Here is a 14,715-nt window from a genome sequence, read left to right on the forward strand (position 1 = left end):
GTTTGTCCGCAAACTGAGGCCGGGCCAATTTGGCCCGGCCTTTTCTGTTCAAGCCATGATGGCAGAAGAGCCGCGAAGGGTCAGAACTGCAAGCGGAAGCGCACCTGTCCGGCCAAGGCCTGGCTGCTGTCGGAAAACGCGCTCTGGCCCAGCAATTCAAGGGACAAACGGTCGCTCAGATCCGCGTTCAGGCCCGCCTCGAATTCCAGTTTCGTGCGTTCCGAGGCGAGTGTGAGATTGAGACCGTCCAGATCGCCGCGGCCACCCGTGAGCTCCGTCGTGAATGCCATATCCGGATCGGTGAGCTGATGCACCAGGCCGGCCCGGACAAAGCCGACCGCGGCCGAACCCGACAGATCGAACGCCCGGCCAATCTCCAGCATCGGACGAACATAGACAGCCGTGTGGGTCACAGCACCGACGTCCCAATTCAGGGCGCCATCGCCCGTTTCGGAGAAATCGTCCTGCCAGATACGGGTCACGGCAATCGAAGCGCTCGGCTTGGCGTAAGTGCCGTTCTCCTCGAAAATCGCCGCCGCGCGCAACTCGCCGGACACAAACTGCCCGTCGATGTCGCCGCTCGCGTTGTGCCAGCCGGTCCCCGCCGAGTAAGTGCGCTGATGATCGTACATGTACATCCCGCCGGAGACGCTGCCCGACAGCTCGAGATTGCCGATCTCCTTCTTCAAGGCGACGCCCGCGCTGATCTGGTGGCCCTCCTGCTTGAAGTTCGATCCCTCGACCCAGACCTCTTCATATTGGCCGACGGTCTCGACAAACAGTCCTTCGCCGATGGCCCTTTGCGCGCCGACCGCGAACCCGGCCACCCGTTCCTCGAAGCCCGGCATGGAATCCGTGGTCTCCTGGTCCACGATCCCGCCGATGGCCTTGCCCCAGACGCATTCGCGCTGCCGGTAGAACCCTTTCGGATCGTTGGGGTCCAGTTCCGGGCAGCTGCGCAACAGGCTCTGGATCGCCTGGCCTGCGGACAGTGCCTTTTGGGCGCCCACGGCCGCTTCATCGGCCATGTGCTCGCGATAGATCGATTTCAGTTCGTCATTGCTGCCAGCGTTGAGAATCCGGCGGCCGAGATTGGACAGAGCATTGTGGCGGTTGACCTCGAGCCGCGCTTCGCGCACGGCCTGCATGGCTCCATCGAAGAAGATCCCGAAGCGCTGCGCATTCCGGCCAAGATTGGCACCGGATTTGACACCGGAATAATCGACCTCGTAGTCGACCGACAAGTTGTTCTGGCTGCCCCAGTTGAGCGTATAGGCGAGCGCCGTTCCGCTTGGCGCCGACAGGCCGTCTCGTGAGAAGCTGCCGGACCCGGAATAGGTGACGATGTCGGTAAAGGTGCCCTTGTCCCCGGTCGCGAGATCGGGGTTGTGGATGAAGTTCTGCAGGAAACTGCCGGAAAGGGTCGCGGATCCGGTGTTGAGCACCAACTGGCCATTCTTTGGCGCGGACGAGGACAGGTCGACATCAAATTTCAGCTTGCCCGTGCTGGTTTGCACGAACGAGCCACCGGACGTGATTGTGATGGTACGGGTGTCGTTCGCCCAGCCCGGCTTCAGCGTTCCGCTGTTGATGAACGTGCTCTTGCTTGATGTCCCGAGATTGGAACCGCCGATGTTTATGAGGCCGCCCTGCGCGTTCGTGATACGGGTTTGCGCATCACCTTTGAGGTTGAACTGGCCGTAGATCGTCCCGGTGTTTTCTACCCGTAGAGCGCTCTTTCCGTCAGTGGTGATTGCGTTTGTCGGACTGAAAATATAGCCGTCATTGGTCAGCAGGTTGGAGTGCGCAACCGTCCCGTCACTGTTGTAGGTAGACCGGCCCCCAACAAACGCGATCGCTTCAAAGCCATCTTCATGGGTCAGTTTCTGAACGATGCCGCCCTTGTTGACGATGACATGCGAAACGCCGCCAGAGCTTGAGTCGCTGTCTTTGCTCTCTCCGACCTGCAGGTGAATTGCGCGGCCATTCTCGCCCTTCGCTTCAACGGTCCCGTTAACCGTCACCTTAACCCCGTCAGACAGACTGTCATCGGCACCGGCAACGCTTTGAGCGAAGATGGCGTTGGCATTCTTGCCGGAAACCGAGACGCGGCCATCGATATTGATCTCGATCCGGCCACCGTCACCGGCCCCGCCGCCCGACCCGGCCTTGGCCTCGTCAACGACGAAATTTGCTGCATCCTTGTCGTATTTGTATTTGCTGGCGGCTCCGCCGCCGCCGCCGCCGGACTGGGCAAAGATCCCATGCGCCGTCTCACCGCTGGTGGTGATGGACGCCCCGCTCTGGACCGTGACCTTGACAGCCCCGCCATCGCCATCGGATGCATCCCGATCATCGGAGAATGCGCCAACGATCATGTCTTCGGCCGTGTCGCCGATCCGGTCAATGATCGACATTTCAGCTTCGCCGCTGACACCCCCACCGCCGCCGATCGACTGGGCGAACACGCCCAGAGCCCGGTCGCCGGTCGTGGTGATGGTTCCGCTTTTGACAGTGACCGCGCCGCCATCCCCGCTGCCGCCACCCGAGCCGCCAATCCCGAACTCGTTCATCAGACCTTGTGCCCCGTCGCCGCCGACGCCGCCGCCGCCGCCGACCGACTGGGCAAAGATGGCGGTTGCATCATTGCCAGACGTTGTCAGGAAACCGTCGTTGGTTACCAGGACGGTTCCGCCTTTCCCGCTGGCTCCGCCGGTCCCACCGACGCTGACCGCAAAGCTCTCGCGGAAGATGTCCTTGAACTCGCCTTTCATCACCTCATTGAGCTGCTCCCAGGCCTCTTTGGCACTTTTGAATTTTTCGGCCCAATCGTAGACATCTGCGAGCCATCCTTCCAGTCCGGGTTCACCGTTGCCGCCGGTTCCACCACCTCCGCCGATGGATTGCGCGAACAGGGCATAAGAGGCGATCCCCTGAGTGCTGACCGTCGTGCCGGTGTCGTTGGTGACGGTCACATCCTTTCCGTCGCCCGCGCCGCCGCCACTGCCGCCCAAGGCCACATTGAGGCTGTATCCCTTGTTCTCCGGCCGCTCACCTTCTTCCGGCAGATTGGAATAACCAAAGGTATAGGCACCGGCATTGCCCCCTTGTCCGCCGCCACCGCCGACCGATTGAGCGAACACTCCGTAGGACGTGTCCTGTGTGGTCGAAATGTTTCCCGAATTGGTTACGTTGACGGCTCCGGCATCCATCCCTTTTCCCGCGCCGCCGCCGACCTGGGTGTCCAGGTTCACCTGAATAAAGTCGCTCTCAACCTTGGGCGTATAGTTGCCGAGAAAGCCAATTCCCGCACCGCCGTCCCCGCCGTTGCCTCCGATTGACTGGGCGAAGACGCCATGCGCGTTGCCGCCGGTTGTCGCCAGGACGCTGGAGTTGGTCACCGTGACCTCACCGCCGACCGCGCCGTCCCCGCCGCCGCCGCCAACCGTAACGCTGGCACTCAGCCCACCGGGATTGCCTCCCTTCAAGATGATGCCGTGGCTTGAACCGCCCTGCCCTCCATCGCCGCCCACAGACTGGGCGTAAATGGCGGAGGAAAAGTGCCCGGTTGTGGTAATCCCTGCATTGTTGGTCAGAACAACCGCGCCGCCTTTACCGCCGGAGCCGCCGCTCCCACCAACGGTCAGCGTAAAAGAACCGCTTTTTCCGGCACCGGCATTGACGCTTCCTGCCCAAACGGTCCCGCCGGAGCCACCGCTTCCGCCATGCGACATCCCAACGGCACCGGAGGCTTGATATCCGCTTGTCTTGATGACGCCGTTGTTGGTTATGGTGACAGTGTCCGCAGTGCCGCCCGCTCCGCCGGATCCGCCAATCGAGACGTTCAGATTGATCGACGGCACCTCCGGGTCCGGCGAAATGCCTGCGGTTCCGCCCGCGACCATCCCGCCCACACCACCGCTGCCGCCACGGCTTTGTGCCAGGATTGCAGCCGCCTTGTTTCCAGAGGTGGTGATTGTCCCAGAGTTCGTAACAATTACCTCGCTGCCGGTGCCCCCGTCGGCACCACCACCGCCGATATTTGCGACCCCTCCAACAACAGACACCGCGCCATAGTAGACAGACCCGCCAGCGCCGCCCTTGCCGCCAACACTGAGCGCAAGAAGGCCTGTCGCCATGTCGCCCGTGGTCGTGATGCCCGATCCGGAATTGGTGGTGACATTGATGATCCCACCGATGCCGCCGGTGCCGCCCTGGCCGCCCGTGTCCCCGCCCAGATTGAGAGCTGAAACGTTGCCGTTCACGGAGGTTCCGGACGCGCCGCCCCCACTGCCAACCGACGCGGCCACAATGCCGTAGGCCAGGCCGCCGCCCGTGGTGATGGTCCCGCCATGGGTCACGGTCACGGCCCCCGCCGTGCCGCCTGCGCCGCCTGTGCCAGCCGTCATGTCGGAAAGCGTGACGACATCGACACCCGCGATCACTGAATTGCCCGACTTGCCGCCACCTTTGGCAGCGCTGACAGCCAGAATACCGCCGGCCAGATGTCCACCGGTCGTCAGAGCCCCGTTCGAGTTCAGCGTGACATTCCCGCCATTCCCGGCATTCCCGCCGGAGGCGCCCTGCCGGGTCGTGAACGCCAGATCAACGCCGACCGTCGTATTGACTATATTGCTGCTGTGGCCACCGCCGCCGCCGACCGAAACGGCAACAATCGCACCCGCGTCATGCCCCGCCGTGGTAATATCGTTGGCCAGTGACACGTTGATATCGCCGCCATTACCGCCCGCGCCGCCGGAAGCGCCGAGAGTATGCGAGAAACTGACCCCAATCGTCGTTTTGGAATAGTTTCCGGCCGCCCCCCCGCCTTGGCCTGTGCTGACCAGCAGTACTCCCGGAGAGGCATGACCGGATGTGGTCACCTTGCCTGCCAGATTGCCGGAGATTGCGCCGCCATGATTACCAGTGCCGCCGCCGCCGGACGATCCCAGCCCGAAGTTTATGCCGGAATTGGAAGAATTGCTTGGCCCCGCACCGATTAGGTTGATGGTCGTCGAACTCCCGCTACGGCCGCCGCCGCCACCGACGCTCACCACAGCATAGCCAGCTGCCGTGTTACCGGTTGTCGTGATGGTGTCCTCGGCGGAACCGGAAAGGGTAATGTCGCCCCCTCTGCCCCCATTGCCCCCGCTCCCGCCCATCGCGTGGGTGGCAAACAGGGTGAGGGCAAAAGTGCTTCCGCCCTGGCCGCCGCCGCCGCCCACGGAAACGAGTGAAACGCCATCCGCATTGGCACCTTTGGTGGAAACGGAAAGCCCGCCGGTGCCTGACGTGTAGTTCACGTTGCCACCATCGCCGCCATCGCCACCTGACCCGCCGTGGGCGATGATACCAGACGGGCTTTGAGAAACGCCGCCGCCGCCGCCGATGCTGGCCGCGATCACGCCGAGCGCGCTATCCTTTTGGGTGCTGATCGTGGCTCCATCGAACGAAACGCTCACCGTTCCGCCAAGGCCGCCCGACCCGGCGCTCCCGCCATGCGAAACGATTCCCTTGGCACTGCCGCCCACTCCGCCGCTGCCGCCGACGCTCAGGGCCGCGAGCCCGATCGAGGCAAGCCCCTGGGTTTCAAGTCCGGACTTCTCCAGGGTGACATTCACATCGCCGCCATACCCCCCGGCGCCGCCAACCCCGCCAAGCGCTGTCACGCCGGACGATGAGCCGCCCGCGCCGCCTCCGCCGCCCACACTGTGGGCCGTGACGGCGATGGCATAGTCTCCTTTTGTGGTTACCTGGCTGCCGCCGCGAACGAGCAGGCCGACGTCCCCGGCCGCGCCGCCGCTGCCGCCGGTGGCTCCGAAACTGGAAAAACCGCTGCTGGCCGGAGCGTCCGGCGCAAAGCCGCCCACACTGTGGGCAAGGATCCCGATCGCCCCGTCTTCGTTGGTCGTCGCGGAGAGCGCCGTGAAGGTGCCATTGACCTCTCCTCCCATGCCGGGGTCGCCCGGATGGCCCGGATGGCTGACGCCGCGGCCTTCGGTGCCCTCATCCCCGTTGGCGCCACCGGCGGACTGCAAAACGATCGCGTGGATTTCCTCACCTGTGGTGGTCACCTTTCCTGCGAATTCAGCGGTCACGGTGCCACCGTTTCCGCCTGTTCCACCACTTCCGGGATGTGCGCCGCCGCCAACACCCCTGCCACCGTCTCCCCCCGCGCCCGCACGGGAAATCAACGCGAGCCCATGAACGCCCGCCGTGCTGATATTGTTGCTGGTCGAGGTTGCGGACAGCGAAACCTTGCCGCCCGATCCCCCGCTGCCGCCGTCGCCGCCATAGCCACCCGTAGCGCCCCTGCCATCACCTTCCCCGCCCACTCCGCCAACTCCGCCGGCGCTGACCAGATAGACGCCAGCCACGGCGGATGAAGCGTCGTTTGTATTGGCCGTCAGATGGGTGTCGCCGGAGAGCGTGACCGAGACGTACCCACCAGCGCCTCCAACCCCGCCAAACCCGCCATAGCCATCATTGAAACCGCCTTCGCTATGGCCTTCTCCGCCAAAGCCGCCGCCGCCGCCAAACGATTGAAGATCCAACACGGCAAGAGTGCCCGCCGAAATGCCCGCACCCTTGCCGTTCTTGACCGTTCCAGACGCATTGAGGGTTATATTTCCGCCGCGTCCGCCATCACCGCCGTAACCGCCGCGGTGGGTGTGCGCTCCGGCGCCCGAGTTGTCCTTCCCGTTATGCCCCCTGGCGCCGAACGACTTCTGGGCAATGCCACCGGCACCGCTGGTCAAGCCGAAGCCATCGCCCAGCGACAAGGTCGTCACCTGACTGGAACCGGCATCTCCGTTTCCGCCTTTGCCCCATGTCTCAGTCTTGCCATCGTCGTCCCTTTCCACCGCCCTGAAACCATCATCGTAGGGGCCGACTGTCACAACGCGCGACTCAACCTGAATAAGCACCGGCTGGTCGCCGCTGCGGACCATGTCCGACGTCAGGTTCTGAACGACCACATTAAACGTGCCGCCATTGACGGAGATCGGTTGCACATCGCCAGAGCACGTCAGTGTCAGCCCGTCCGCGCTTGTCGAGCAACTCGCATTGGCCGGCGCGAGGGCTGTCGATGACAACAGCAGCGCGATGAGAGGCATGGCGGAGGACGGAGAGGACCGGGAGAAAAGCGGCATGGTGTATTCCGGAGCTTGTCAATTTTAAATGGCGGGAAACAATGAGTCGTACAGTGCATACAACGAGAGCACTCTTCATCTAAATTGAATATGACACCCGAGGGTTAAGCGACTGTATTCAGCCCCTTAAAAAGGACTGGAAACAGATATCTACCTCTAAACCGGACAAGCAAAATCTTTTACTCATTCGCAAAAATACTATTAACAAATTCATATCATATTACGTAGAGTCGAACTCTTTTAAAGACCTGTCAAACACGAACAGTCATGCACTTAAGATCAAAACCACTTCAAATCACAGACCAGAGTTCTGAATTTCCAGACCTATCAACTTCCATCATGTCCGCCGGGCCACCAATTCAGATGAGCTCAAAGGCCGAGCGAGGCGAGATACCCGCGCCGGGCGTCGTCCAGATTCGGCAAATGACGCTGGAGCTGATTCCAAAGATCCCGGTTTGGGCTGTTTTTCGCAAAGGCGAGGTAGACGTCCGAAACGCCCATCGGAGTTGAGAACGGTTTGACACTGTCGATCGACAGTTGCTGGGCCACGTACAGCGTCATGAGATGCGGGGCAATGAAAGCATCAAGGCGTCCGAGCGCGGTACCCTTCAACAACTCCCCGATATCTTCCCGTCCTTCAATCCGCGCTTGGCCACTGTCTTCCAGAGCCTTGAAATTCGGGTGCATGCGGCCACGCTCGATCTTTCCGATCGTTAGACCGTGAAGGTCTTCTGCCGATCCGGAAAACTGGAACGGGGCGTCCTCGCGCGCGAAAATCATCATTTCAAAGCGGGTGATCGGCTTTTCGGGGTAGTCCAGCCAGGTGCTCCGGTTCTCAGTGAAAACGACAGGGAAGATGAGATCGGCCCTGCCGAGCCGCGCCTCATGCTGCGCCCGCGGCCAGCTGGTCACGAGAAAACGGACCGGAACATCGGCATCGCCGGACGCCTTTTGGAGAAGATCGACCAGCAACCCCGACGGTTCATCCGCTTCGTTTAGATACAGAAACGGGGGAGCTTGAAACCCGGTGACGAGAAGCGCGCGCTCCTGCGCCCGGCCCGCAGTAGAGGCGGCCAGAAGGACAACCAGCGCCAGGACGAGCGATACCGCCCGCGCAGCTCTCGCGGATTCATGCCGTAAATTCATATACTGCCGCAACGACTTCCCCATCTCGCTCAGCGAGTGACGATAGCGAACCGATACGGCCGCCGCAACCATGGGTCTTCCCGTGCCTGCGGCCATGTTGCCCTTCTGGAACTGTGTTCTGGCGCTTTGATAGGATCATCCACAATGTGGGCGGTCTGCCGCAGACCGCCCTTGAGACCTTCCCCGCATTCGGACGAGAATGATCCCGCACGCCACGGTGCCGTGGCGTTTTCATGGTTTGGGAGGACCTTTGATGCGTATTTTTATCAGTCCGGTATTTGCTGCCGGCATTCTCGGATGGGCCGTGCTGCCATCTGCGGCCCAGACGGCAGAGGGGTGCACGGCCCTTGCCAATCTGCCGCTGGAAGGTGGCTTCGTGACATCCGCCAACGTTGTACCCGCCGCCGGCGATCTGCCGGCATTTTGCCAGATCCGGGCGGTCGCCCTGCCAGCGATCACCATCGAGGTGCGCCTGCCGCTGGACGGCTGGAATGGGAAGTACTACCAAGCCGGATGCGGCGGGTTTTGCGGCATTCTCGGGCGGGCCGATGCCAGCGCAGGCTGGATCAACGCCATGCGCCCCGGCCTGATGAAAGGCTACGCCACCGCCACATCGGACAGCGGCCACCACGGGCTTTCGGTGGTCGATGCCACCTGGGCCCACGAAAACCCGCAGGCAGAACGCGATTGGGGCTGGCGGTCCATCGGTGAGACCAATCGCGTGGCGGGGCGGCTCATCGAGGCATTTTATGGAAATGCGGCCGGGACATCGGTCTTTCAGGGCTGCTCGACCGGCGGCCGGATGGCCCATATGGCGGCCTTGCGGTATCCGGAAATGTTCGACGGCATTATCTCCGGCGCTCCGGCTCTGGACTACACGGGGCTCGTGGGAACCAAGATGAGCTGGCTGATGCAGGCCAATACGGATTCCAATGGAGACGCCATCCTGAAACCGGGGAAAGAAAAGCTGATCGGCGCCGCGGTCATGGCCGGGTGCGATGGCCTCGACGGGGCCGAGGATGGTCAAATCAGCGATCCCCGCCTTTGCGCCCCGGACCTGTCCGCACTGCAATGCACGGCGCAAACGGGTCCCGATTGCCTGAGCGAAGCGGAACTCGGCGTCCTTGCCAAATGGTGGCAGGGACCCGTCGATTCTGATGGCGAGCAACTCTACCCCGGGGGTGTTCCGGCCGGATCCGAGCCGTACTGGTGGCTTTGGCTCACCGGCAACGAACAGGGCGGCGGCAGGCTCGTAAACGCCTTTACCACCGGGTTCGGCGCGCACATGGCCTTCGCCGAAGATCCGGGCGCGGGCTGGAGCCCCCGGGACTTCGACTTCGACACCCATCCGGCCGCGATGGAGCCAATGGCGCGCGTTTACAACTCCGACGATCCCGACATTTCGAAATTCCGCGAAGCGGGCGGCAAGATGATCGTCTGGCACGGCTGGGCCGATGCCATCGTGACGCCGTTCAAGACTGTCGCCTGGTTCGAGGAAGCCGCCGAAATCGCCGGGGGACGGGAAAACCTCGAGGAAAACGTGGCCTTGTTCATGATTCCGGGCATGGATCACTGCGGCATCCTGCCGAGCCCCGGCGGTGTGTCCCAGGCCAACCTGGATCCGCTGACCCCCCTGGAAAACTGGATGGAAACCGGCGAGCGGCCGTCGTCGATCTTCGTGGAGGACGCGAACTAAGCCCGGCGCCGGCCGGGCGCTGGAATATTCGTGTTCCCGCTGTTCAGCCGGCGCGCTCTTGCAACAGCCTGACTGACGATCTGCCGGCGCAACTCGCGCCGGGTCGGAACGCGCGGCGTTTGGGACGGCGGACCTTGGCGGTGCACGGACCGCCGCCCCCCACGCCGGATCATGTCGACCACCCAGGCGGCCCGGTAGCGGAAATCCACCCCGCAGGCTTTGAGCCACTTCAGTCTGTGAGCCCGCATGCGGCGCAAAGCCCTGTGGCGGACCCTGTATTCCCGACGGAAACGCCTGAAGGCGGTGTCGAGCCGCCCGCGGAGCCACGACGCGCCTTCGACGGGCGCCCGGACCAGGACTGCGCCAACCGACCTCGCGCCGGCAAGCAAATCGCCGAGATTTCGCACCCGGCCGGCCTTTGCGTTGGAGACAGGGAACGGACGTGCCTGACCTGCTGCGTTTTCCTGTTCGAGCGCCCGGGCGACCGCCTGCTGGAGGGCCTTGACCCCGCTGCCGGGGTCCTGTCCAAGATCCAGATCCACCCCCTCCGGACGCGCGCCAAAGGCATCCGCGCCTTCTTCAGCTTGCGGGAAAATCTCCATCAGGCTGACATAGTCTCCCTCCAATTGCTCGTGCAGTCCAAGGGCCCATAGCGCATTGACAAACAGTCCGAGGCTGACGGCCGGGTCGCCGCGTTCGAGCCGGAGGATTGTCTCGGGCGGCACGAAGAGGCAGCTGGCAAAGGCCGCTTCACTCAGTCCATACAGAGCGCGCGCTTCGCCAATCTCGCGACCCCAGGCGGCCAGCATGTCGTGAATGGCGTCGGATCGCCTTGATTTCAAAGGGGTGTCGGAGGGCATGGCCGGTTCCCGCACGCGGCTGCGTGCCATTGATGTCATGCCGTAACGCTATCATCGAGGGATTTGCTCGCTGAAACGGAGTCTCGCAGTTATGAACATTTGACTTTGAAGCCCAAGCGGCCGGCGACCCTACGGCCTGTCCGGCCAGTTCCGCGCAAGAACCTGACCCGCCGTCGCAGCATCCGGCAAACCGGCGGTGCGCATCGCGGCATGGGCCGCTTCCGCAAGGTCCCTGTTCTTGACGAGAATCCCGGCGGCAAAGGCGCGCCGCAAGGCACTCGGATTTCCATCCGCAAGACGCAGAACGGTCCGGGCAGGCTGTTCGAGCTCTTCAAGGCGGCCGGCGGCTTGAAGCGACACCATGACCGATAGCCAGGCATTCATGGAATTTGGCACCTGCTCGGCTGCCTCAAGCTGCAGGTCAAGCGCCGCGTCGAACACCCGGGCCGCCCCAAGCGCCCGCCCGGCCTCCAGAAGCAGCCCGTAGTTGTCGGAGTCCCGGCAGCTTGCGGTCAGGGACACCACCGTTTCGGCATCCGATTCCGCCACCGATGGATCAAACGCGTCCAGTGCCGCCCGGCAGGCAACGAGGGCCTCGCCAAGACGGGCCTGCACGGCGCCGGCATCCGGCCCGCCCCGGCCCAGCACGAGCCTTGTGACATCGGAAAGGGGAATGGCTTCGAACCGTCCTTCGCCGCCACCGACGGCAATCCCCACCAACTCGCCGGCCTCGTTGACCAGCGCGCCGCCACTGACCCCAGGCTGCATGAAACTGGTCACATGCAAGCGGCCAAGCGGCGCATCGGCCGCCGGTTCGAACACCAGGCGGCCCGGTTCAAAGACCCGGATTTCCCGGCGGTCGATATCCGCCCCGACCGTGTGAAGCGGACCCGTGAGGTCCTCCGGTCCCCGGACCTTGAGGACATGTCCGTCCTCGGGAAGCCCCTCCACCTCGATCAGGGCAAGATCGCCCGGGTAGCTGGAGGGCAGCACGCGGCCCGGGCGGGGTCCGCTTGGTGTGTACACGGTGACCGTGTCCCGGTCGCCGACAACATGGCGGTTGGTCACCAGAAGCCCGCGGCCGATCCGCACGCTGCTGGCGAGCGGATCAAACCCGCTGACGGGGAAAACGGCTTGCCGCGCCAGACAGACAGGGTCCGGGAAAGCGCAGTCCTGCGCAGCCGTGGCAGGAACCGCGGGCCTCTCCTCACGCGCTGGAAAGGAGACCGTGACCCTGCGGTCCCGCCCGTCGCGCCACAGATCGAGCACGACCTCGCCGCCGGGGCGCACCAGCGCCAGAGCCGACATGGCGTCTCGCGGATGACGGACAGGACGCCCAGCGATTGCGGTGACCAGGTCGCCCGTTTGAACCCCGGCGAGACTTGCGGCACCGGAGGGCGGAAGCGCCGCCACCAGGGCGCCGGCCTTCTGGGAGAGCATGTCGCGCGGCGGCCGCTCCAACCGCCAGCCCGCGTCCACATACGTAACCGCTCCCCCGGCGATCAGGTCTTCGGCAACGCGCTCCAGCAAGCCGGACGAAACGGCAAAATTAATGCCGATGTTTCCATCCCCTTGCGAGGCAAAGATCGCGGACACCATACCGAGCAGCCGGCCTTCACCGTCCACCAGAGCCCCGCCAGAACTGCCCGGATTGGCGGCCGCATCGGTCTGGATAAAATCCTCGACCGCGTTGAACCCGGCATTGGCGACATTGTTCGCCGAAACGACGCCGCATGTCACCGACAGGTCCAATCCATAGGCATTCGCGACGATGCACGCACGGGATCCGACCGGCGCGCGGGGGGCTGGGACGAAGGCTGGAAGGTCGGCAGCAATCTTCAAAATGGCGATGTCACTGGCCTCGTCGGCGCCGACAAGCTCGGCCGCCAGGATGCGCCCGTCCGAAAGCCGTACCTCCAGGCCCACCGCCGGCTCGATCACATGATAGGCCGTCGCGATGTAACCGCCCGGCCTTATGGCCACGCCGGATCCTTCCGGCGCGCGTCCCGCCGGACCGCCCAGCCCGCCAACCGCCTTTCCAGGCCATTGCGGCAGAACCGAAACGGTTGAATCCAGAACCCGCTGATCAAACGACAGGGCCGGACCCGCCATGGACAGACACAGGGATAGGTACAGGACGATGCCCAAGAGCCATCCCGGAGACTGTTGTCCCACTCGTATTTCCGTCGTGCCCGTCATCACCTGCCCCGCGCTTTTCCTGTCAAAACCGCATTAGCGCATCGGGTGTTTTATTTGAAACGCCCGATGCTCTGGGAAACATGTGGCACATTCAATGTCCAGCCAAGTCGCGTCTGCAAATCTCCGGCGGGGCATTGTCTCACGCTTCGGGCGTCATCCGGACACGGCCATCGACTGGCCATCGACGGGCCGGTACGCGCAGGGCGGTGGCCCCACCCGAACGCTGGAGGTGCGATTGCCGGTTGCAAGCACGCAAAAGGGGCCCCGCGCAGCGCGCCCGGGACCCCGATCCGTGTCAATGCGCAAACGGCCAGCGTCAGAGGACGTCGGCGCACCCCGCGATTTCACTCACAGCGCCGATGGTCATGGTGCCATTGGCCAATGCTGCCTTGGCGCCTTCCACCTCGGCCTTGATCCCGGACACGATGGCCTCATTATGCTCATCAACCGCCCAATCAACGCCATTTTCGGCGAGGGTCATCGTTACAACACCTGGCTCCCAGGAACCATCCGCGGCGGCTTTCCAAGTCGTGTAGACGGCTTCGTCAACACGCTTCGTGGCGGAGGTCAGGATGGTGCCGGGAATGAAGCCATTCTGATTTGTGTCGACCATGATTGCGAATGCGCCGGCGGTTTGCGCGGCCTGAGCGACGCCCTCCGCCGTCCGGCCAGCCGGGGCGAAGATCACGTCGACACCCTCGGCCAGCATGCCTTCGGCAATCCTTTGACCGCCTTCCACATCCCGGAAAGCGAGCGGTGTATCGCCAGCATACTCTGCTGCGATAGTGACGTCAGGCTTGGCTGCCTTGGCGCCCGCCGCAAAGCCGCACATGAACTTGCGGACCGGGGGAATGTCCATACCGCCGATCGTGCCGACCTTGCCGGATTGGCTCTTCAGTCCGGCGGCATAGCCGGCCAGGAACCCGGCTTCCTGTTCCGCGAAGAGAACGGAGCGCACATTCGGCATATCGGGAATGAACCCGTCGATGATCGTGAACTTCACATCAGGATATTCCGCCGCGACCTTCTTGACCGCATCCGTATTGGCGAACCCGAGCGTGACAAGATGCTGAACACCGCGATCGGCAAACTGCCGGAGGGTTTGCTCGGTTTCGGCTTCATCGGCGGTCACCCGTTCGCGGATCGCGATCTTGACTTCGCCGGTAGCGCGTTCGGTGCCGACAACGCCCTGCTCGTTGAAGCCGCCGTCGTTTTTCATCCCGTTGAACAAGATGGCGCCGCTGGTTTCGGCCATGGCCGAGGTCGAAGCCGACATGACCAGGGAAGCGGTCAAGCACAGTGTGGCGATCAGTCCAGATTTCATTGATGGTTCCTCGAAGTTGCACCGGATTTTTTTCCGTAACGAGAGGTGCCCGCGGGATATTACCAAGTCATGACAAGCAGACGCACAAAAGCCCTGCAATTTGCCGATTTGAACAGATTGCAGGGCTTTCTGGCTTTCAACGTAAGCGGTAGGTTAAGAAAACTGCCAAGCCCAGTCAGCGCGGCAAGACAGCAGATACCTCAGATGGCTCTCTCTGGCCGAGCGGCCGCCTGCCGCTTCTTCTCGTCTTCGCGCATCTCCAGCCACATGGCATTGAGGATCGCAAGACAGCAAGCCAGCGGCATGCCCAGTAGCCAAGCAAAGTACCACATCGTTCGG

At 63.2% G+C, this 14,715-nt stretch carries 7 protein-coding genes; 1 reads left to right on the plus strand and 6 read right to left on the minus strand.

Going from position 1 to position 14,715, the window contains the following annotated elements; translation table 11 throughout:
• Window positions 1–80 precede the first annotated feature (80 nt).
• Together F0184_RS21025 and F0184_RS06935 are read right to left on the minus strand one after the other, a co-directional pair.
• On the minus strand, window positions 81–7,151 hold the full coding sequence (locus F0184_RS21025) for an autotransporter outer membrane beta-barrel domain-containing protein (RefSeq protein WP_150495432.1): 7,071 nt from the start codon (window positions 7,149–7,151) through the stop codon (window positions 81–83).
• Between the two features lie 369 nt (window positions 7,152–7,520).
• Window positions 7,521–8,393 (minus strand): transporter substrate-binding domain-containing protein, encoded by an 873-nt coding sequence (locus F0184_RS06935; RefSeq protein ID WP_150495433.1) that lies wholly within the window; start codon window positions 8,391–8,393, stop codon window positions 7,521–7,523.
• 157 nt (window positions 8,394–8,550) lie between these two features.
• Between F0184_RS06935 and F0184_RS06940 the strand changes: the two genes are divergently transcribed.
• The gene (locus F0184_RS06940; RefSeq protein WP_150495434.1) at window positions 8,551–9,993 is read left to right on the plus strand and encodes a tannase/feruloyl esterase family alpha/beta hydrolase; all 1,443 of its coding nucleotides are present in this window, start codon (window positions 8,551–8,553) and stop codon (window positions 9,991–9,993) included.
• Here F0184_RS06940 and F0184_RS06945 read toward each other — a convergent pair.
• The 4 genes from F0184_RS06945 to cydX all read right to left on the minus strand — a co-directional run bounded on the left by F0184_RS06945 (window position 9,990) and on the right by cydX (window position 14,708).
• Entirely contained in the window at window positions 9,990–10,853 is an 864-nt protein-coding gene (locus F0184_RS06945) for a hypothetical protein (RefSeq protein ID WP_150495435.1), read from the minus strand. The genes F0184_RS06940 and F0184_RS06945 overlap by 4 nt on opposite strands.
• Window positions 10,854–10,982: 129 nt before the next feature.
• The gene (locus tag F0184_RS06950) at window positions 10,983–13,028 is read right to left on the minus strand and encodes a serine protease (protein ID WP_172972015.1); all 2,046 of its coding nucleotides are present in this window, start codon (window positions 13,026–13,028) and stop codon (window positions 10,983–10,985) included.
• A gap of 340 nt (window positions 13,029–13,368) precedes the next feature.
• The gene (locus tag F0184_RS06955) at window positions 13,369–14,376 is read right to left on the minus strand and encodes a BMP family lipoprotein (protein ID WP_150495437.1); all 1,008 of its coding nucleotides are present in this window, start codon (window positions 14,374–14,376) and stop codon (window positions 13,369–13,371) included.
• 200 nt (window positions 14,377–14,576) lie between these two features.
• Window positions 14,577–14,708 (minus strand): cytochrome bd-I oxidase subunit CydX, encoded by a 132-nt coding sequence (gene cydX / locus F0184_RS06960; protein WP_150495438.1) that lies wholly within the window; start codon window positions 14,706–14,708, stop codon window positions 14,577–14,579.
• Window positions 14,709–14,715: the final 7 nt, after the last annotated feature.

The organism is Roseibium aquae, assembly GCF_008711285.1.
GTDB classification, from domain to species: domain Bacteria; phylum Pseudomonadota; class Alphaproteobacteria; order Rhizobiales; family Stappiaceae; genus Roseibium; species Roseibium aquae.

Bases quoted from the DNA above. Each gene is read 5' to 3' on its own strand.
- F0184_RS21025 (WP_150495432.1), bottom strand. From the start codon at position 7,151: ATGCCGCTTTTCTCCCGGTCCTCTCCGTCCTCCGCCATGCCTCTCATC.
- F0184_RS06935 (WP_150495433.1), bottom strand. From the start codon at position 8,393: ATGGCCGCAGGCACGGGAAGACCCATGGTTGCGGCGGCCGTATCGGTT.
- F0184_RS06940 (WP_150495434.1), top strand. From the start codon at position 8,551: ATGCGTATTTTTATCAGTCCGGTATTTGCTGCCGGCATTCTCGGATGG.
- F0184_RS06945 (WP_150495435.1), bottom strand. From the start codon at position 10,853: ATGCCCTCCGACACCCCTTTGAAATCAAGGCGATCCGACGCCATTCAC.
- F0184_RS06955 (WP_150495437.1), bottom strand. From the start codon at position 14,376: ATGAAATCTGGACTGATCGCCACACTGTGCTTGACCGCTTCCCTGGTC.
- cydX (WP_150495438.1), bottom strand. From the start codon at position 14,708: ATGTGGTACTTTGCTTGGCTACTGGGCATGCCGCTGGCTTGCTGTCTT.